The organism is Microbacterium sp. Ld4 (genome assembly GCF_045066555.1).
Taxonomy (GTDB): Bacteria; Actinomycetota; Actinomycetes; order Actinomycetales; family Microbacteriaceae; genus Microbacterium.
Window position 1 is genome coordinate 50478 of sequence record NZ_JBISHE010000002.1, and the last position, 19638, is coordinate 70115.

The following is a 19638-nucleotide window of genomic DNA, read 5'->3' on the forward strand; positions in this document are numbered from 1 at the left end:
CAATGCGTTTCGTCGTGATTCGCGTCCTGGCGCTGCTCTCGGTCCTCCTGGGTGTCAATTACGTCGCCTGGCGGTGGTTAGCCTCCGTGAACTGGGAGGCGTGGTGGATTGCCGTGCCGCTGATCATCGCGGAGACGTACAGCCTCATCGACACCCTGTTGTTCGCTGTCACGATGTGGCGAGCGAAGGAACGCCCACGGCCGACGTCTGTCCCCGCGGGTACGGTCGATGTCTTCGTCGCGACATACAACGAGCCGATCGACATGGTGATGACCACCGCTCTCGCGGCGCAGCGCATCACATACCCGCACGAGACGTGGATTCTGGACGACGGCAGCAGAGCCGATCTCGAAGCAGCCGCCCGACGAGCCGGCATCGGCTACATCACCCGCTCGTCGGACTGGGTCGACAAGCCGCGGCACGCCAAAGCCGGCAACCTGAACAACGCGTTGATGCAGACCGACGGAGAGTTTCTCCTGATCCTCGACGCAGACCAGGTGCCCGACCCGCTCATCCTCGAAAACACGCTGGGGTATTTCGCCGACGACGACGAGGTTGCCCTCGTGCAGACCCCGCAGTGGTTCGTCAACGTCGATGAAGCGGATCCCCTCGGCAGTCAGGCGCCGCTGTTCTACGGGCCGATCCAGCAGGGGAAGGACGGCTGGAATGCCGCCTTCTTCTGCGGGTCGAATGCGATTCTTCGACGCGATGCGCTCATGCAGCTCGGAATAGTCGGCTACGTGCGAGACCTCGAGACCTCGGTCGTCCGGGCGTTGAAGACCTCGCATCGGATGCTGCGCCGCGCGGCATCCGATCGCACGATCGCCCCGGAGGTGGCACGCGAGATCGCGGACCTCACCGCCGCCGTCCAGAAGGCGCGAGCCGATATCGCCGTCGGTGCTCCGATCGCGGAGGTCACGGCCGAGGTCCACGGGCGTCTGCAGCAGGCGACTCGTCGACTGGCGTCCGTCGACATCGAGGGAATTCGCGCTGACGTCGCCGAGCTCGCCACCCTCGCACTCCAGCGGGACGCAGAGTTGGAGGCCTTCGTCATCGACGACGAGGCGCTGGAGGCGCTCGCTGTGCGGGAACTGTCCCCCCTCGCCGCCGTGGCAGCCGTCGACACACTCGTCGATGCCGTCCGAATCGACCGCCCGGGGGAAGCGCAGCCCCTCCAGCCGCTCGCGACGATCTCCGTCACCGAGGACATGGCGACCGCGATGCAGCTCCACTCGCTGGGGTGGAAGAGCGTCTACCACCACGAGATCCTGGCTCACGGGCTCGCGCCGGAGGACCTCCGAACGATGCTTACTCAGCGGCTTCGGTGGGCGCAAGGCACGATGCAGGTGTTCCTCCGCGACAATCCGCTCGCGAAGGCAGGTCTCAGCCTCGGGCAGCGCCTCATGTACTTCGGCACGATGTGGAGCTACCTCAGCGGGTTCGCCGCCGTCATCTACCTCGCGGCGCCGATCATCTATCTCCTGCTGGGTGTGCTGCCTGTGACGGCATGGTCGGTGGACTTCTTCGCGCGGTTCCTCCCCTACTTCATCGTCAATCAGATTCTTTTCGTCGTGGTCGCCAAAGGAATCAGGACCTGGCGAGGTCAGCAGTACTCACTCGCCCTCTTCCGGTCTGGATCAACGCGTGCGTCACGGCCTTCGCAAACGTGGTCTTCGGTAGGTCCCTGACCTTCGTCGTGACGCGAAAGGACGGCCGAGCCTCCGGCGGACCGCCCTGGCGGATGATCTGGCCACAGCTGACCGCGATGGCGCTTCTGGGGGTCGCCGTCGTCGTGGGGATCGGTCGTGTGATCGGGGGGACGGCCGATGGCACCGGAACGCTGGTGAACACGGTCTGGGTCGCGTACGACATCCTGGTTCTGAGCGTGCTGATCCAGGCCGCGCGGTACCGCGGGTATCGACAGCCCGAGGCCGCACTCGACTGACCCCCCATCGATAGAGGAGTTGTATGGACATCACCGTGACCGTCGAACGAAGCCACGCGATCGTCGCCGTATCGGGGCGCCTCACCGCGCCCGGCGTGCCGCGGCTTCGGTCGGCCATCGACGACCTGGTCTCGTCAGGTGCGGCCCGGGTCGCCATCGATCTGGCGGCGACTGAGTTCATCGATTCCTCGGGCATCGGTGCGCTCATCGGAGGGCTGAAAGTGGCGCGCCTCGCGGGCGGCGACCTTCGTATCGCCGCGGTCCCGGAGGCCGTGGGCATGGTTCTGAAACTCACCAACCTCGACAGGGTGCTGCGTGCCTATCCGACGGCGGGCGGCGCCTTCGATGAGTGAGCCGATCGCCGAAGTGCGCGTCGAGGATACGGCGGAGCTCGGACTGGTCGATACTGTCCACGATGCGGTCGAACGGCTGTGGGTCGCCGTTCCGGAGGTCTCCGACGATGATCGGATGCTGTTTGCCCTAGCGGTGAGCGAGCTCGTCACCAACATGGTCGAACACGCGCAGGGTATGTCTCCGCCGCACGTTTCCGTCCACCTCTCGGTCGACGAGAGCGCCCTCACCGCGGTTCTCGCCGATGATGCCGACCCCGCGCTGATCCGCCTTGACGACGTGCACATGCCCGATGCCGATGCGGAGTCCGGGCGGGGCCTGGCGCTCGCTCTCGCCGCACTCGACGAGCTGGCCCATGAACCGGGCGAGGGTAACGTGTGGCGCCTGCGGCGCCTGCGTCGTGATGACTCGCCACCTCTCTGATTCGACGAGGGCGGCGCCCGGAACGGTGTCGGCGGGCGAACGTAGACTGAGGCGGACATGACCGAATCCATCACGCCCATGGTCCTGGGAGCTGCCCGCGCGGACGACCGCCCCGACGAAGACCTGCTCGCGGGGCTCAATCCGCCGCAGCGCGACGCGGTCACGCACCGCGGTCCCGCCCTCCTGATCGTCGCCGGCGCCGGTTCGGGCAAGACGAGTGTCCTCACCCGGCGGATCGCCTCGCTCCTGCGCACGCGGGAGGCGTACCCCAGTCAGATCCTCGCGATCACGTTCACGAACAAGGCCGCGGGCGAGATGCGCGATCGTGTCCGGGCCCTCATCGGCGACAGCGCCCAGGGCATGTGGATCTCGACCTTCCACTCGGCGTGCGTGCGCATCCTCCGCCGCGAGGCGGACCAGTTCGGGTTCACGAAGAGCTTCACGATCTACGACTCCGGTGATTCGCGTGCGCTGATCAAGCGACTCGTGAAGCAGCACGAAGGGGATGCCTTCGGCTTCACGCCGGCCGCCGTGCAGGGTCGCATCTCCAAGCTCAAGAACGAGCTGTCCGACGCGGAGTCGTACGCGCGGCACGCCAACATGAGCGACCCCGCCGAGCGGGTGTTCGTCGACATCTTCGGCGACTACCAGCGCGCGCTGCAGAAATCGAACGCCTTCGATTTCGACGACCTCATCGCGCAGACGGTCTACCTCTTCCGCGCCTTCCCCCACGTAGCTGACGTCTACCGCAAGCGGTTCCGGCACATCCTCGTCGATGAGTACCAGGACACGAACCACGCCCAGTACGCCTTGATCCACGAGCTCACCCGTCCCGTCGTCGGAAAGGCCGGCGACGCTTTCTCCAGCGGCGGGATGATGATCTTCGAGCCCGACGAGGCCCCCGAGCTCGAGGGTGCGTCCCTCACCGTCGTCGGCGACTCCGACCAGTCGATCTACGCCTTCCGCGGAGCTGACATCCGCAACATCAGCGAGTTCGAGCGCGACTTCCCCGGCGCCAAAGTCGTGCTCCTCGAGCAGAACTACCGGTCGACGCAGAACATCCTGTCGGCCGCGAACGCGGTGATCGGCAACAACTTCGACCGCAAGGACAAGAAGCTGTGGACCGATGTCGGCGACGGAGACCCCATCGTCGGGTTCACCGGGTACTCGCAGCACGATGAGGCGCAGTTCGTCGCCGACGAGGTCGAGGCTCTCCGCCGACGCGGCGTCGACTATGCGCAGGTCGCCGTCTTCTACCGCACCAACTCCCAGTCGCGCGCGCTCGAGGAGATCTTCATCCGCTCGGCGGTGCCGTACAAGATCATGGGCGGCACCAAGTTCTACGAGCGCGCCGAGATCAAAGACGCGCTCGCCTACCTGGTGGCGGTGGCGAACCCCGCCGACGAGATGGCGGTCCGGCGCATTCTCAACAAGCCGCGTCGCGGTATCGGCGACGTGACCGAGACCGCGATCGCGCGGTATGCGGCATCCGAGGGCATCACCTTCCGCGACGCGCTCGCCAACGCCTCGGCGCTCGGCGTCGGAGCCAAGGTCCAGCAGGCGATCGCGCAGCTCGATGCGGTGATCGCGGAGGCATCCGAGATCATGCTCCCGAGCTCGGGAGAGGTCGCCCCGCCCACGACGGTGACCGAGGGACTCCACGTCCTGCTGAACAAGTCGGGCTACTACGACGCTCTGCGCATGTCGAAAGACCCGCAGGACGAGGCGCGCGTCGAGAACCTCGACGAACTGGTCGCCGTGACGCGCGAGTTCGCGCGGAACAACCCCGAGGGAACGCTGCTCGACTTCTTGACCGAGGTGACCCTCGTGGCCGATGCCGACGACCTCGACGATTCGTCCGGCTCGGTCTCGATGATGACGATGCACACCGCGAAGGGCCTCGAGTTCGATGCGGTCTTCGTCACCGGCGTCGAGGAGGACCTCATCCCGCACCGGATCTCGGCAGGAGAGCCCGGCGGTCCGCAGGAGGAGCGGCGATTGTTCTACGTCGCGCTCACGCGGGCGCGCAAGCGCCTCTACGTCTCGTTGGCGATGACCCGGGCGCAGTTCGGCGAGGTGACCGCGGCGATGCCGAGCCGGTTCCTCCAGGAGATTCCGCACGCCCTCATCGACTGGCGCCAGTCGCCCGGCGACGTCAACTCGCGTGGCGGGATGCAGTCTCGGGCGATCAACGGGCGAGTCGCCGCAGGTGGCTCCCGGTTCGGCGGCGGCAACCGGTACGGCGACGACCTCGTGCCGCTGCCGAAGCGCGAGAAGCCGTCAGGGTCGATCGCGAAGTTCGCCAACCGGATCCCGTCGAAGGTCCGCGACAACGGCGACCTCGAGCTGACCGCGGGCGACCGCATCCGACACGACGATTTCGGCGAGGGCAAAGTGGACATGGTGACGGGTGAAGGAGCCAAGCGGGTGGCCCACGTCCGGTTCGACACCGCCGGTCCCAAGAAGCTGCTCATCAAGGTCGCGCCGATCACCAAGATCTGAGACCGCTGTCGTGATCTGACTGTTAGCCACCGAGCGAACTCCCTATGTGAGACTTCTCTCATCCTCCGGGTGGGAGGACGGCGTCGCGTACTGGCGCCCTTCCTGGGGGGACATCGATGAAGATCACTGCGCGCCGCCGCATCCTGGCCGCCGTCACGACGACCGTGCTGTGTGCGACGACGATCTGGGCACTGCCCCAGGCCGCCGTCGCGGACGAAGCGACCGGCTCCATCAGCGGAGTCGTGTCGGCGGACGACATCGGCTGGGAGTCAGGGCTCGCCACCGCCTATCAGGTCGACGCGGGCGCCGTCGTCGCGACTTTCGAGGCCGGCATCCGCGCCGACGGGACGTACTCGTTCACCGGACTCCCGGCCGGCGCCTACCGGCTCGCCTTCACAGACACCGACTACGACGAAGACGGTGAAACCTACTGGCGGGAATGGTGGAACGATGCGATGGGGTTCGACTCCGCCGCGGAGATCCAGGTCACGCCCGGCAGCTCCCTCACCGACGTGAACGCCGATCTCGAATCCGTCCAGGGTGCGGCGACCTATCCGACGCTTCCGGGGGCGCCTGTCGTCGGGCAGACGATCACCGCCACCCCGGGCGCATGGCCCGTCGGGACCGCTCTCCTCTACGACTGGTACGCCGGAGATCACCTCATCGGCACGACGAAGACGTCCTCCTTCGCGGTCACCCCGGCGCTGGCGGGCGACCGCCTCGCGGTGGTCGTGTACGGCGAGATCGACGCCTTCGGGCGTCCGCACCAGGACCAGTGGCAGTTCAAGTCGAGCTACGCGACGGCGGCCGTCCTGAACCGACTGTCGGCCGGCACGCCTTCGTTGACCGGCGCCGCGGTCGTCGGGAGCACCGTGACCGCCAAGCCCGGCTCCTGGACCTCGGGCACCGTCTTCGGATACCAGTGGTTCGCGGGCGGCAAGGCGATCGCCGGGGCGACCCGCTCCACGTACAAAGCCACCCCGGCCGTCGCGGGCAAGGCGCTGAGCGTCACGATGACCGGCACCAAGCCCGGCTACGCGAAGGCGTCGAAGACGTCGAAGGCGACCACCAAGGTGGCCACTGCGGCGACTCCCGTGATCGCCGGCTCGGCGAAGGTCAAGGCGAAGCTCACGGTCAAGCCTGGGAAGTGGACCCCGGGCACCACCTTCTCGTATCAGTGGTACGCGAACGGCAAGGCGATCTCCGCAGCCACGAAGTCGACTTACACCCCGACGGCGACAGTCAAAGGCAAGGCCGTCACCGTCAAGGTCACAGGCAAGAAGGCCGGCCACACCACCGTCGCGAAGCTGTCGAAGGCCACCGCGAAGGTGAAGGCTGCGGCGAAGGTCATCGCCGTCGCGAAGCCTGCCGTCGCCAAGAAACCGTCTGGTCCGGCGGCACCGTCGAGCAGGACATCCTGCCCGAGGTCTCATCCCATCAAGGGCAATCAGGGCGCCGGCGATTGGATCTACCACGTTCCCGGAAGCACATACTTCAGTCGCACCCACCCCGAGGAGTGTTTCGCGACGACCGCCGCCGCGAAGCGAGCTGGCTACCGCGCACCGCTGCGCTGAGGTTGCAGGTTGTTCTGACGACGCAGCGGGCGGACAGCGACGGCGCGGGGGCGCGTACTCTGAACGCATGGCCCTGTTCTCCCGTCGCCCGAAGAACCCGTCCGAGCAGCCGGCAGACGCCGCGGTCGACGGCGATGCCGCTGTCTCCGACGTCCACGACGACGTCAACGCCGCCGTCAGTGCCGCCGAAGCGGATGCCGCGACGGCGGAGCCCGTTCCGTTCGTGCCGATCTCGATGTCCACCTACGGGCAGCCGGCGCGTCCCGCTCCGCGCCCTGCGCCCGCGCCGGGGGCGCCGCTCCCGGTCGTGCCCGCCGAGGCACCGCCCCGCACCGAGGGCCACCCGGGCATGCCCGACAACACGCTCGTGCTGCAGGCGCTCGCTGATCTTCCCGAGAAGCCCGACAACGCGGCGGTGCTCGGCGTGATGCGCCAGGTCCTCCAGGGGACGCTGTACCTGCGCATCCTCGGCGACGCCCGCGCGCAGATGAGCGAGGGCGCGCCGCTGCGCCTCGCGATCTCGACGATGGGCGACAAGAAGTTCCTCCTCGCCTACACGGGGAGCGCCGGCATCCAGGCAGGAGTCGGGGCCGACCCCGAACTCAACACCTCCGTGCTCGGTCAGCCCGCGCAGGCCGTCCTCCGCAACGCGATCGACGCCGGCTACGACGGCCTCATGATCGACCACGCCGGGCCCGGCCGGCGCATCGTGCTCTCGACGGCGCTCATCTCCCGCACCCTCGAACAGGCCGACCCTGATTTCACGATCAAGAACCTGCTGAGCGACACCCGCTCCGACGCCACGGCGCGCTACGTCGTCGAAGCGCTCCTGACGAAGCAGGTCTGGATCGCGGCGGGCAAGCGCAACGACAGCGACAGCCTCGGCATCGCCGAAGCCCGCAGCAGCGACGGCACCCGTTACCTGCAGGTCTTCTCGCACCCTCTCGAGGTGCTGGCGCTCGGGCGGGACGACCGGCCGCTGCCGATCACCCCGGGCCAGCTCGGTTCGGCTCTGGCGAGCGACCCGGGCCTCGACGGGCTCCTCGTCGACACGTCGGGGCCGTGGATCCGACTCGAGCGCGAGCAGCTGTCCTCCCTCATCGCCGTCGCCGATCAGGATGGCGGCGATGCTCCGGCGACCCCGGATGCCGACGCGGGAGCATCCGACGGCGGGGGAGCAGGCGGCGGCGACTGACGCCACCCCCTGTCCGCGCCCGCGGGCAGCGCCCTAGGGTGTCCGCATGGCCTCCGAGCGCATCACCCTTTCCCTTCCAGGCGGCAGGGAGCTGTCGCTCTCGAGCCCGAATCGCATCGTCTATCCCGCCGTCGGCATCACCAAGCATGAGCTGGCGGAGTACGCCCTCGCCGTGGCGGAGCCCTTCCTCCGCGCCAACGGCGACCGTCCGATCTCGCTCGAGCGCTTCCCCGACACCGTCGACGGCGAGAGCTTCTTCTCGAAGAACCCGCCCAAGGGCACGCCCGACTACGTCGATCAGGTGACTTGCACCTACAACAGTGGGCGGCGGCATCCTCAGGTCGTCCTGAGAGAAGCGGCCGCGATCGTCTGGGCCGTGCAGATGAACACGGTCGTCTTCCATCCGTGGGCGTCTCTCGCCGCCGATACCGACAACCCCGTCGAGCTCCGCATCGATCTCGACCCGCAGCCGGGAACGGACTTCGCGGATGCCGCCGCCGTCGCGCCCGTTCTCCGAGAGGTGCTCCGCGAGGCGGGACTCGAACCGTGGCTCAAGACCAGCGGCAACCGCGGCATCCACGTCTTCTGCCCGATCGAGCCGGCCCACGAGTTCCTCGATGTGCGGCACGCCGTCATCGCCGCCGGGCGAGAGCTCGAACGGCGGCTTCCCGACAGGGTGACGACCAACTGGTGGAAGGAGGAGCGCGGCGAGCGCATCTTCATCGACTTCAACCAGGCGAACCGCGACCGCACGATGGCGGGGGCCTACAGCCCTCGCGCGCTGTCCGGCGCGACCGTGGCGACCCCGATCAGCTGGGACGAACTGGCCGGCGGCGTCGACCCGGCGGCCTTCACGGTTCGGAGCGTCCCCGACCGGCTGTCCGAGATCGGTGACCCCTGGCAGGGCCTGCAGGACGCGCCCGGACGCATCGACACGTTGCTGGAGTGGTGGCAGCGCGACCTCGAGAACGGCCTCGGTGAGCTGCCCTTCCCGCCGGAGTTCCCGAAGATGCCCGGCGAACCGCCGCGCGTGCAGCCCTCGCGGGCGAAGAAGGACTGAGCCTCAGGGTGCCGTGACGGTGTCGACCCGCTCCTCGACGCGGGGGCGACGCCGCGCCCAGCGCGCAGGGGTGTCGGGCCCGTCCCAGACCTGGACGATGCCCCACGCGGCTGCCGTGAGGGGAACGGCGAGGATGGCGCCCACGATGCCGCCGAGCACGGTGCCGATCGTCAGGGCGATCAGCACCACGAACGCGTGGAGCCGCATCGACCGGCCCATGAGGAACGGCTGCAGGAAGTTCCCTTCCAGCTGGTTGACGGCGATCACGATGCCGATCACGACGAGGGCGATGAGCCATCCGTTCGTGACGAGCGCGACCAGGGCGGCCAGGATGCCGGCGACGGTGGCGCCGACGATCGGGATGAACGCGAGGAGGAAGACGAGCACTCCGAGCGGCACGGCCAGGGGCACCTGGAGGATGAGCAGGCCGATCGTGATGCCGATCGCGTCGACGGCGGCGACCGCGGCCGTGCCGCGGAGGTAGGCGCCGAAGGTGTGGACGGTCTTGTGGCCGACGCGAACGGCGCGGTCGTAGCCCTCCCCGTGGAAAGGGCGGATGAGGAACTCCCACATCTTCGGCCCGTCCTTCAGGAAGAAGAAGAGGGTCACGATCATGAGGACGAGGCCCGTGAGGAAGTTCGCGATGGCGCTCACGCCCGCGAGCGCGCCGGAGCCGAACTGAGCGCTCGTGACGAAGTCGGTCACCGTGGCGATCCACTCGTCGATCTGGCTCTGGTCGATGTCGAACGGCAACGTCTGGACCCAGGCCATGAAGCTGTCGAAGCCGTCCTGCGCTTTCGCCGCCAGGTCGTCCCACTGGTTACGCACCGCCCACACGACGAGCCACCCGACACCGCCGAGGAGCAGCACGACGGCGAGGAGGGTGAGCAGTGTCGCGAACACCGCCGGGATGCCGTGGCGACGCAGCCATCCCATGACGGGCGCCGCAGCCGAGGCCAGGATGAGCGCCAGCAGCGTCGGGATCACCACGACGGTCAGCTGCAGCATCCCGAGAATCACCGCCGCCGCGACGATGACCACGACGATCACCTGAAGCGATCGTGTGGCCAGGGTGCCGAAGCCGTCGGACCACATGCGCGCGGGCTTCGACTCGGCCACCCGGATCGGCTGGACGTCGTCGAGTCGAACGGAACGGGGGGAGGATGCGAACAGGCCCATGCTGCGACACTAGACGACCGCCTCCCGGCGCCCGTCGGGGTTGCGTCAGTCCTGACCGGCCAGTACGCGGCCCAGATCGTAGGCGGACACCGAGTCGAGCTGATCGAAGGTGCACGACGCGGCATCCCGGTCGGGACGCCACCGCTCGAACTGCACCGTGTGGCGGAACCGACTGCCTTCGAGCTGGTCGTACCGCACCTCGAGAACGCGCTCCGGCCGCAGGCGCACGAAGGACACGTCTTTCGATCCGGCGAAGCGCGAGCGCTCCGACGCGCCGGTGACGGCGGCTCCGTCCTCGTCGCGCTCGACGAGGGGCGCGAGCTCGTCGACCAGCTCGCGCCGGCGGACGTCGGTCCAGGCCGAGACGCCGCCGACCTGTCGCAGCTGACCGTCGTCGTCGTAGAGGCCGACGAGAAGCGACCCGACGCCGGTGCCGCTCTTGTGCACCCGGTAGCCGAGCGCGACGACGTCGGCCGTCCGGACGTGCTTGATCTTCAGCATGGTGCGCTTGCCCGGTGCATACGGCTGCGCGAGGGGTTTCGCGACCACGCCGTCGAGCCCGGCGCCCTCGAACTCCGCCAGCCAGCGCTCCGCCTGAGCCCGGTCGGTGGTCGTCCGGGTGAGGTGGATGGGGTGGGGCACACCGGCGAGCAGGGTCTCGAGCTCCGCCCGCCGCTCTGAGAACGGGGCGCCCTGCAGGTCGCGGTCGCCCAGCGCGAGCAGGTCGAAGGCGACGAACATCGCCGGATGCGTCTCGCTGAGCATCGTGACGCGGGATGCCGCGGGGTGGATTCGCTGCGAGAGCGTCTCCCACTGGAGGCGCGCGTGCCCGGCGTCGCCCTCCGCGACGACGATCTCGCCGTCGAGCAGGCACGGCGCCGGCAGAAGCGCCGAGACCGCCTCGACGATCTCGGGGAAGTACCTCGTGAGCGGCTTCGACCCTCGCGACCCGATCTCGACGTTCTCGCCGTCCCAGGAGATGAGGGCACGGAAGCCGTCCCATTTGGGTTCGAAGCTGAGCCCGCCAGGAGTGCGGCTCGGGTCGGGGACCGCCGGAACGGACTTCGCCAGCATCGGTGCGGGGATCTCGTACATAGCGCCCATCCTGCCGCGTGCCGCGGCGCGCACCCAGGGGCTGGACGTGCGGCCGGCCGGGTGTCAGGCGAAGGCGCCGACCCCGGTGATGTCGCGACCGAGGAGGAGGGCCTGGATCGACTCGGTGCCCTCGTAGGTGTGGATCGCCTCGATGTCGGCCATGTGCTGCATGACGCCGTTCTCCAGCAGGATGCCGTTGCCGCCGAGGAGGTCGCGTGCGATCGCGGCGACGCGTCGCGCGGCCCGCGTGTTGTGGAACTTCGCGAGCGAGGCCTGCGTCGGGCGCAGCCCACCGGATGCCTCCAGGTCGGCGAGCCGGCGGCAGTACAGTTGCATGGCGGTGAGGTCTTCGAGCATGTGCGCGAGTCGCTCCTGCACCATCTGGAACCTCGCGAGCGGCTTGCCGAACTGCACGCGCTGCTGCGCATACTGGAGCGCGGCCTCGTAGCAGGCGGTCGCGTGACCGAGAGCCGACCAGGCGACGCCCGACCGGGTGGCGTACAGGACGGTGGACGCGTCCTTGAACGTCCGGGCGCCGGGCAGGACGGCATCCGCGGGAAGGCGCACGTCGTCGAGGGCGATGTGCGCCTGGTGGATGCCGCGCAGCGATGCTTTTCCGGCGATCACCGTCCCGGTGTAGCCGGGGCGGTCCTGCTCGACGAGGAAGCACCGGACGGCGCCGTGGTGATCGGCGCCGTCGTCATCGACGCGCGCCCAGACGAAGGTAATCCCGCCGGAGGCGCCGTTGCCGATCCATTTCTTCGCGCCGCGGAGGATCCACTCGTCGCCGTCTCGACGAGCGACCGTCTCGAGCGACACCGAGTCCGAGCCGTGGTCGGGCTCGGTGAGGGCGAACGCCGCGGGAACCTCGCTGCGCGCGACGCGGGTGAGCCAGCGCTCCTGCTGCGCGGGGCTGCCGAAAAGCGCCAGCGTGCGCAGCGCGAGACCACCCTGGACGGCGAGCACCGTGCCCAGAGACCCGTCGCCGCGGGAGATCTCCATGTTGACGAGGCCGGCGGCCAAGGGCGAGAAACGCGTGAGTCGGGGATGCTCGATGCCGTCGTTCAGCAGGTCGAGCTCACCGAGGCGCGCGGCGATGTCGAGCGGGTACTCCGCGGCATCCCACGCCTCGCGGAGCGCGTCGCCGACCTCGTCGATCAGCCCTTTCGCGCGGTCCCACACCGCTCGGTCCTCCTCCGGGATGTCGGCGAAGACGGCGTAGTAGTCGGTGTCGAGGCGGCCGAGGATGTCGTATCGCGACGCGGAATCGCCGGGGAGGGGAGGAGCCATGGCTCCAGCGTACGCCGACGGTGACATTCAGTGTCACCGGCTTGGGACGCAGTCCCACCAGCCGTGATCGGTGTCAGCGGAGCGAGCCGAGCCTCCGCGCGACCTCGGCCGCCGGCATCCGTCGGGGGAAGGTCGCCACCACGACGTCGTCGGGGGCGGCCGCCTCGCCGCTCGGATGCACGCCGAACCGGTGCATGAGGTCGTCGTACGCCTCGGCGAGGACGGATGCCGGCACGTGGGTGGTGCCGCGGAGGAGGCGGCGGAGCACGTGGTTGTGCACGGCGGTCACCATGGCAGAGAAGGCGACCGCGTCGATCGGGTCGAGGCCCGGCACCGCGCGGCGGAGGTACTCGTCGAAGAGGCGCTCGTACCGGAACACCGTGACGATCTCGCGGTCGCGGAGCGACGGCACCTGCCGCACGACCGCGTACCGGCGCCGAGCGAGCTCGGGGTCGGCGACGAAGTGGCGGAACACCTGCACGGACGCCTCGCACACCGCCGCCCACGGGTGGGCGTGCGGCTCGTCGAGGTAGCCCCGCAGCGTGCCGAGGAGCGCTTCGTGGTCGGCGAAGACGACGTCGTCCTTGCCGCCGAACTGTCGGAAGAAGGTCGAGCGCGAGACCCCGGCCGACTGTGCGATCTGCTCGACCGAGGTCTGCTCGTACCCGTGCTCGGCGAACAGGGCGAGGGCGGCCGCCACCACGGTGCTGCCTCCCGCACGAGCGTCGTCGACCATGAAGGGAAGCCTACTGTCAAGCATGTTGTCGCTCCCGCGGCGCCGTCATTGACTGCGGCGCATGAGATCGCTCTGGAAGCAGCCGACGTACACCCCCACCACGCACCCCTTCGAGTCCGGGGCCGCCCACGAGATCGTCATCGTCGGGGCGGGTCTCACCGGCCTCGCAACCGGCTACGAACTGGTCCGCGCCGGTCACGATGTCGCCATCGTCGAGAGGGGCGGCATCGGCGAGCTGACGTCGGGCTCGAACACCGGAAAGGTGTCCCTCCTCCAGGGCACGACGCTGTCGACCATGCGGTCGGGGCACCCCGCCGGGCTGGTCCGCGCCTACGTCGACGCGAACCGCGACGGCTTCGACTGGATGGTGCGGACGGCCGACGAGCTGGGCGTTCCGCTGACTGAGCGCACCGCGTACACCTACGCTCAGGCGACGGACGGCGTGCCCTCCGTCGTCCAGGAGCACGATGCGGCGCGCGAGGCCGGGCTCCCGGTGCGGTACGCGACGGCGGCCGAGCTGGACGCGACGCCCTTCTCGATGGCGGCGGCCGTCGCCCTTGACGGGCAGCGCGCCGTAGACCCGATGCGCATGGTCGCCGCACTCGCCGATGCGTTCGTCGCCGCCGGCGGAACCCTCCACCTCGGTGTCGCCGTCGAGCAGGTCCACGTTCTTCCGCGGCCGCGTCTCGAGACCGATGCGGGCGAGATCTTCGCCGAGAAGATCGTGCTCGCGACCGGCATCCCGATCCTCGACCGAGGCCTGTACTTCGCGAAGGTCACCGGCCAGCGATCCGCGTGCGTCGCGTTCGAGCTGACCGGCGACGTTCCGGACGGCATGTATCTGTCGGCGGATTCGCCCTCGCGGTCGATCCGCACGGTCGCCGCCGGAGACGGCCCTTCGGGGGTCGCGCAGCTGATCGTGGGCGGGGCCGGCCACCCGGTGGGCCGTGCCGAGTCCGAACTCGAGAAGCTCGACGAGCTCGCGGCGTGGGCGCGCGACACGTTCCCGGTCGGCGCCGAGACGCACCGGTGGTCGGCGCAGGACTACATGTCGCACAATCTCGTGCCCTTCGTGGGGACGCTGCCCCGATCGCTCGGTCGGGTGAAGGTCGCCACCGGCTACGCGAAGTGGGGCCTCACCAATGCGCCCGCCGCGGCGCTCCGACTCAGCTCCGAGCTCAAGGGCGAGAGCATGCGCGACCGTCCGCGGTGGATGACGCAGCTCGGAACGCGGCTGACCATGCCCGAAGACGTCGCGCGCGGTGTCGCGGAGAACGTCAAGATCGGCGCGGCGGCAGCGGTCGGATGGGCGGCGGCAGTCGTCGGCAACGACGTTCCGGTGCCCCGTCCCGCCGAGGGTCAGGGCGTCGTCGCCCAGCGTGGCGTGCAGCCGGTAGGGGTGTCCACCGTCGAGGGGGAGACGCGCGCCGTGAGCGTGGTCTGCCCGCACCTGGGCGGCATCCTCGAATGGAACGATCTCGAGTGCACGTGGGACTGCCCGTTGCACGCGTCGCGGTTCACGCCCGAGGGGGAACGCATCGAGGGCCCGGCCACCCGCGGCCTCCGCCGCATCGGGTGACCGGGCCCGCGGGCCCTCGCCGGCTCAGACGGCGAAGGAGATGACGCCCACGATGATCAGGGTGACGACGGTGGTCCACAGCGCGATCGCCGCGGCCTGCCAGATGAGCACGCGACCGGCGGGAACCCCGGTGGCGGTGAGCGCGGCTGCGGTGAACTGCGTGGGGAGCAGCAGCGGGCCGAGGAGGCTGACGCCCGGCGTGCCGTAGCGGTGGTACGCCTTCTGGAACTTCTCGCTCCGGGCGCTCCGGGGCTTCTCGGGGGCGCCGGCGCGGGTGGTGACGGCCGACCGGACGCGCGCCGCGATCAGCACGACGACGAGTACGCAGAGGAAGTTCCCGGCGGCGGCGGCGACCGCCGCGACCGCGGGGTGGATGCCGCCGACGATGCCGATCGCGGCGGCGCCCTCGCCCTCAATGAAGGGGACGGCGCCGGCGAGAGCGACGATCACGGGCTGGAGGATGTCGGGCATCTGCGCGACGAGGTCCTGGAAGCCGACGATGAGATCAGACAGGGGGTTCGACATGGCGGGTCTCCCGATGTTCGTGGCGATCGCATCTCGACCGCGGTGATCCCATTCCACCGGCCTGCGCATCGCGGCGGCAGTGTCGCCGCGTCACCTTCTGGCGGGAGGTTCGAGCAGGCGGGGCATGACAAAAGTCATGGTCGTACTGTGGCCGTGTGAGCGCATCCGAACCCTCATCACCCCGGTCGTCCGCCGCGTCGCTGGCGCGCGGCGTCTCGGCGACCGGCTGGTACATCGCGATCTCCGTCGTCCTCTTCCTCGTCGGCGCGCTGTTCGTCTGGGCGGTCGGCGCGATCATCGTCCGCGACGGGTGGCGCTCGCCGGCGGTGATCGTGGCCTACGCCACCGGATCGGTTCTCGTCGTCGTCGCCACGATCGCCTTGCTCGCCCGCTACCGGCGCGACGGCGACCTCGACGACGGCGACCGCACCCCGTGGCTGCGCCGGTTCGCCTCCTGGCCCGCGCTGGTCGGCGCCGCCGGCGCGGTCGTGCTGGGCCTCGCGACCGGCTCCCCGATGTTCACCGCCTCGCTCGCGGCATCCGTGCTCTGCCTGCTGCGCTGGGGGCCGGGCATCCGATGGCGCGGCGTGGTGCTCGTCTCGCTCGGGCTCGGCGCGCTGTGGGTCGTCGAGCGGGCCCGCCCCGGCATCACCGAAGATTCCGCGATCGCCGCGCCCCTCGGCGTCTTCGCCATCGCGCTCCCGGCCGTGATCGCGCTGTCGCTGTGGTCGTGGGACGTCGTCCTCGAGCTCGACCGGGCCCGCGCCACCGAGGCCCGACTCGCCGCCGTGCAGGAGAGGCTGCGCCTCGCCAGCGAGCTGCACGACCTCCAGGGCCACCACCTGCAGGTCATCGCGCTGCAGCTCGAGCTCGCCGAGCGCATGCTGAGCCGCGATCCGGATGCCGCCGCCCACCAGATCGGCCTGGCGCGGGCGTCCGTCGACGAAGCGCGCGCCGGAACCCGCGCCCTCGCGGGCCGGTTCCGGGGCGTGCCCCTCCCCGACGAGCTCGCGAACGCCGCCGATCTGCTCCGTGCCGGCGGGCTGTCGGTGACCCTCGAGGTCGCCGCCGACGCGGCATCCGCCCCCGCCGACCTCCTGGGGCCGGTCGTCCGCGAGTGCACCACCAACGTGCTCAAGCACGGCGGGGGGCGCTGGGCGAAGTTCACGCTCCGCCGAGACGGCGGCGCGTGGGTGTTCGTGGCGGCGAACGACCCCGGCGAAGGGTCGCCTCTCGGCAGAGGAACCGGTCTCGACGGCATCGCCCATCGGGTGGCGGCAGTCGGAGGCGACCTCCGCACCACCACGACCGACGCCCGCTTCGACGTCACCGTCTCGGTGCCCGCCGGTGCTCAGGACAGGGAGGGAGTCCGATGATCCGGGTGCTGATCGCCGACGACGAGGACATGATCCGCTCCGCGCTGGCCTCGCTGCTGCGACTCGAGCCCGACCTCGAGGTCGTCGCCGAATGCAGCGACGGGGAGAGCGCCGTCGCGCGGGCGATCGAGCTGCGCCCCGACGTCTGCCTGCTCGACCTCGAGATGCCCGGCATCGATGGCGTCGAAGCCGCCGCCCGCATCCGCGCGCAGGTGCCCGCCCGGTGCGTCGTCGTGACCCGCCATGCTCGCCCCGGTGTGCTGCGACGCGCGCTCAGCGAGGGCGTCGACGGGTTCGTGCCGAAATCGCGGCGGGCCGACGACGTGGCCGCGGTCATCCGCGAGGTCGCGGCCGGCCGGCGCTACGTCGACCCCGAGATCGCCGCCGACGCCCTGAGCGACGAGCGCAGCCCGCTGACCGAGCGGGAGCTGGATGTGCTCCGGGCCGGAGCGCGGGGGGAGACGATCGCCCAGATCGCAGCATCCCTCCATCTGTCGGCGGGAACCGTCCGCAACCACGTCTCGTCGGTCCTCGGAAAGCTCGGTCTCGCGACCCGTCAGCAGGCATCGATCGTCGCCCGCGAACGCGGCTGGATCTGACCTCGCGGAAAGGACCGGTCAGGCTCGGGTAGTAGGCTGTGGGCCGAGGCGATCTCTCGACATCGAGATTTATTTGCGCCCGTCACCCCCACCGTCGCCCAGCGAAGGATTGCAGTGGACCTTTACGAGTACCAGGCACGAGACCTATTCGAGAAGTACGAGGTGCCGGTGCTCGCCGGCATCATCGCCGACACCCCTGAGGAGGCGAAGGCCGCAGCCGAGAAGATCGGCGGCGTCGTCGTCGTCAAGGCTCAGGTCAAGACCGGAGGCCGCGGCAAGGCCGGCGGCGTCAAGGTCGCGAAGACCCGCGACGAGGCGTACGCCGCTGCCGAAGCCATCCTCGGCCTCGACATCAAGGGCCACGTCGTCCAGCGCGTCATGGTCGCCCAGGGCGCCGACATCGCCGAGGAGTTCTACTTCTCGGTGCTGCTCGACCGCTCGAACCGCTCCTACCTGAGCCTGTGCTCGGTCGAGGGCGGCATGGAGATCGAGGAGCTCGCCGTCGAGCGTCCCGAGGCGCTCGCGCGCATCGAGGTCGACCCGCTCCAGGGCATCGACAAGGCCAAGGCCGTCGAGATCGCCACGGCGGCGAACTTCCCCGCCGACCTCATCGAGAAGGTCGCCGACGTCTTCGTCAAGCTCTACGACGTCTACAAGGGCGAGGGCGCGACCCTCGTCGAGGTGAACCCGCTCGTCCGCACGGGCGCCGGCGACATCGTCGCCCTCGACGGCAAGGTCTCGCTCGACGAGAACGCCAGCGAGGTGCGCCACCCCGAGCACGAAGCGCTCGAGGACAAGGGCGCCGCAGACCCGCTCGAGGCCAAGGCGAAGGCATCCGGTCTCAACTACGTGAAGCTCGACGGTCAGGTCGGCATCATCGGGAACGGCGCCGGCCTCGTCATGTCGACGCTCGACGTCGTCGCCTACGCCGGGGAGAACCACGGCGGCGTCACCCCCGCCAACTTCCTCGACATCGGCGGCGGCGCGAACGCGCAGGTCATGGCGTCTGGCCTCGACGTCATCCTCGGCGATGAGCAGGTCAAGAGCGTCTTCGTCAACGTCTTCGGCGGCATCACGTCGTGCGTGGCCGTGGCCGAGGGCATCGTGAAGGCCCTCGAGATCCTCGGCGACGCCGCGACCAAGCCGCTCGTCGTGCGCCTCGACGGCAACCAGGTCGAGGAGGGTCGCAAGATCCTCGCCGAGGCCAACCACCCGCTCGTGACGCTCGCCGCCGGTATGGACGAGGGCGCCGACAAGGCCGCCGAGCTGGCGAACGCCTGAGACGCGAAAAGGACAACAGACATGTCTATCTACCTCAACAAGGACTCCAAGGTCATCGTCCAGGGCATCACCGGCGGTGAGGGCACCAAGCACACCGCCCTCATGCTGAAGGCGGGCACGCAGGTCGTCGGTGGCGTCAACGCCCGCAAGGCCGGCACGTCGGTCTCGCACACCGCGGCCGACGGCTCCGCCGTCGACCTCGCCGTCTACGGCTCGGTCGCCGAGGCAATCGAGAAGACGGGGGCCGATGTCTCCATCGCCTTCGTGCCGCCGGCGTTCACCAAGGACGCGATGATCGAGGCCATCGACGCCGAGATCCCCCTGCTCGTCGTGATCACCGAGGGCGTTCCCGTCGGCGACACTGCCGAGGCGTGGGCCTACGCGAAGAGCAAGGGCAACAAGACCCGCATCATCGGTCCGAACTGCCCCGGCATCATCACGCCCGGTGAGGCGCTCGTCGGCATCACGCCGGCGAACATCACCGGCAAGGGCCCCATCGGCCTCGTATCGAAGTCGGGCACCCTGACGTACCAGATGATGTTCGAGCTCCGCGACCTCGGCTTCTCGACCGCCATCGGCATCGGCGGCGACCCGGTCATCGGAACGACGCACATCGACGCGCTCGCCGCGTTCGAGGCCGACCCCGAGACCAAGGCGATCGTCATGATCGGTGAGATCGGCGGCGACGCCGAAGAGCGTGCCGCCGAGTTCATCAAGGCCCACGTCACGAAGCCGGTCGTCGGCTACGTGGCGGGCTTCACGGCGCCCGAGGGCAAGACCATGGGTCACGCCGGTGCGATCGTCTCCGGCTCGGCCGGAACCGCACAGGCGAAGAAGGAAGCCCTCGAGGCAGCCGGCGTCAAGGTGGGCAAGACGCCCTCCGAGGCAGCCGACCTGATGCGCGCCATCATCGAGAGCCTGTAACGCT

The 19638-nt window shown here is 69.5% G+C and carries 16 protein-coding genes and 1 pseudogene; 12 read left to right on the forward strand and 5 right to left on the reverse strand.

What is annotated here, in order from left to right; all coding sequences use genetic code 11:
* The first annotated feature begins 2 nt into the window (after nucleotides 1-2).
* The 7 genes and pseudogenes from ACJJV7_RS00880 (at nucleotide 3) to ligD (ending at nucleotide 9050) form a co-directional block, all read left to right on the forward strand.
* Nucleotides 3-1945 (forward strand): annotated as a pseudogene (locus ACJJV7_RS00880) (glycosyltransferase).
* A gap of 23 nt (nucleotides 1946-1968) precedes the next feature.
* On the forward strand, nucleotides 1969-2298 hold the full coding sequence (locus ACJJV7_RS00885) for an STAS domain-containing protein (RefSeq protein WP_405373013.1): 330 nt from the start codon (nucleotides 1969-1971) through the stop codon (nucleotides 2296-2298).
* Entirely contained in the window at nucleotides 2291-2719 is a 429-nt protein-coding gene (locus ACJJV7_RS00890) for an ATP-binding protein (RefSeq protein WP_405373014.1), read from the forward strand. The genes ACJJV7_RS00885 and ACJJV7_RS00890 overlap by 8 nt, the downstream gene beginning before the upstream one ends.
* 57 nt (nucleotides 2720-2776) lie before the next feature.
* Nucleotides 2777-5221 carry an ATP-dependent helicase gene (locus ACJJV7_RS00895; protein WP_405373015.1) on the forward strand — a complete coding sequence of 815 codons (2445 nt, stop codon included), beginning with the start codon at nucleotides 2777-2779 and terminating at the stop codon, nucleotides 5219-5221.
* 116 nt (nucleotides 5222-5337) lie between these two features.
* Entirely contained in the window at nucleotides 5338-6795 is a 1458-nt protein-coding gene (locus ACJJV7_RS00900) for a hypothetical protein (protein WP_405373016.1), read from the forward strand.
* Nucleotides 6796-6862: 67 nt separating this feature from the next.
* Entirely contained in the window at nucleotides 6863-7990 is a 1128-nt protein-coding gene (locus ACJJV7_RS00905) for a hypothetical protein (RefSeq protein ID WP_405373017.1), read from the forward strand.
* 46 nt (nucleotides 7991-8036) lie between these two features.
* Entirely contained in the window at nucleotides 8037-9050 is a 1014-nt protein-coding gene (gene ligD / locus ACJJV7_RS00910) for a non-homologous end-joining DNA ligase (protein ID WP_405373018.1), read from the forward strand.
* A gap of 3 nt (nucleotides 9051-9053) precedes the next feature.
* Here the strand turns inward: ligD and ACJJV7_RS00915 are convergent, their stop codons facing one another.
* From ACJJV7_RS00915 to ACJJV7_RS00930, 4 genes are all read right to left on the reverse strand, one after another.
* On the reverse strand, nucleotides 9054-10229 hold the full coding sequence (locus ACJJV7_RS00915) for an AI-2E family transporter (protein ID WP_405373019.1): 1176 nt from the start codon (nucleotides 10227-10229) through the stop codon (nucleotides 9054-9056).
* Nucleotides 10230-10274: 45 nt separating this feature from the next.
* Nucleotides 10275-11324, reverse strand: coding sequence for an ATP-dependent DNA ligase (locus ACJJV7_RS00920; protein ID WP_405373020.1), 1050 nt, complete (start codon nucleotides 11322-11324; stop codon nucleotides 10275-10277).
* Nucleotides 11325-11387: 63 nt separating this feature from the next.
* Nucleotides 11388-12614, reverse strand: coding sequence for an acyl-CoA dehydrogenase family protein (locus tag ACJJV7_RS00925; RefSeq protein WP_405373021.1), 1227 nt, complete (start codon nucleotides 12612-12614; stop codon nucleotides 11388-11390).
* A 73-nt stretch (nucleotides 12615-12687) separates the two neighbouring features.
* Nucleotides 12688-13350, reverse strand: coding sequence for a TetR/AcrR family transcriptional regulator (locus tag ACJJV7_RS00930; protein WP_405373022.1), 663 nt, complete (start codon nucleotides 13348-13350; stop codon nucleotides 12688-12690).
* Between the two features lie 61 nt (nucleotides 13351-13411).
* Here ACJJV7_RS00930 and ACJJV7_RS00935 point away from each other — a divergent pair, with 61 nt between their 5' ends.
* A complete protein-coding gene (locus tag ACJJV7_RS00935; RefSeq protein WP_405373023.1) occupies nucleotides 13412-14929 on the forward strand; it encodes an FAD-dependent oxidoreductase in 1518 nt (505 codons plus the stop codon).
* 24 nt (nucleotides 14930-14953) lie between these two features.
* Here the strand turns inward: ACJJV7_RS00935 and ACJJV7_RS00940 are convergent, their stop codons facing one another.
* Complete coding sequence (locus ACJJV7_RS00940; RefSeq protein WP_405373024.1) at nucleotides 14954-15454, reverse strand: small multidrug efflux protein; 501 nt, start codon at nucleotides 15452-15454, stop codon at nucleotides 14954-14956.
* A 155-nt stretch (nucleotides 15455-15609) separates the two neighbouring features.
* Here ACJJV7_RS00940 and ACJJV7_RS00945 point away from each other — a divergent pair, with 155 nt between their 5' ends.
* The 4 genes from ACJJV7_RS00945 to sucD all read left to right on the forward strand — a co-directional run bounded on the left by ACJJV7_RS00945 (nucleotide 15610) and on the right by sucD (nucleotide 19634).
* Complete coding sequence (locus ACJJV7_RS00945) at nucleotides 15610-16830, forward strand: sensor histidine kinase (protein WP_405373025.1); 1221 nt, start codon at nucleotides 15610-15612, stop codon at nucleotides 16828-16830.
* Nucleotides 16827-17429 (forward strand): response regulator, encoded by a 603-nt coding sequence (locus tag ACJJV7_RS00950; protein ID WP_405373026.1) that lies wholly within the window; start codon nucleotides 16827-16829, stop codon nucleotides 17427-17429. Before ACJJV7_RS00945 ends, ACJJV7_RS00950 begins: the two co-directional genes overlap by 4 nt.
* A gap of 114 nt (nucleotides 17430-17543) precedes the next feature.
* Complete coding sequence (gene sucC / locus ACJJV7_RS00955) at nucleotides 17544-18710, forward strand: ADP-forming succinate--CoA ligase subunit beta (protein ID WP_405373027.1); 1167 nt, start codon at nucleotides 17544-17546, stop codon at nucleotides 18708-18710.
* Between the two features lie 21 nt (nucleotides 18711-18731).
* Nucleotides 18732-19634 carry a succinate--CoA ligase subunit alpha gene (gene sucD / locus ACJJV7_RS00960; RefSeq protein WP_405373028.1) on the forward strand — a complete coding sequence of 301 codons (903 nt, stop codon included), beginning with the start codon at nucleotides 18732-18734 and terminating at the stop codon, nucleotides 19632-19634.
* Nucleotides 19635-19638: the final 4 nt, after the last annotated feature.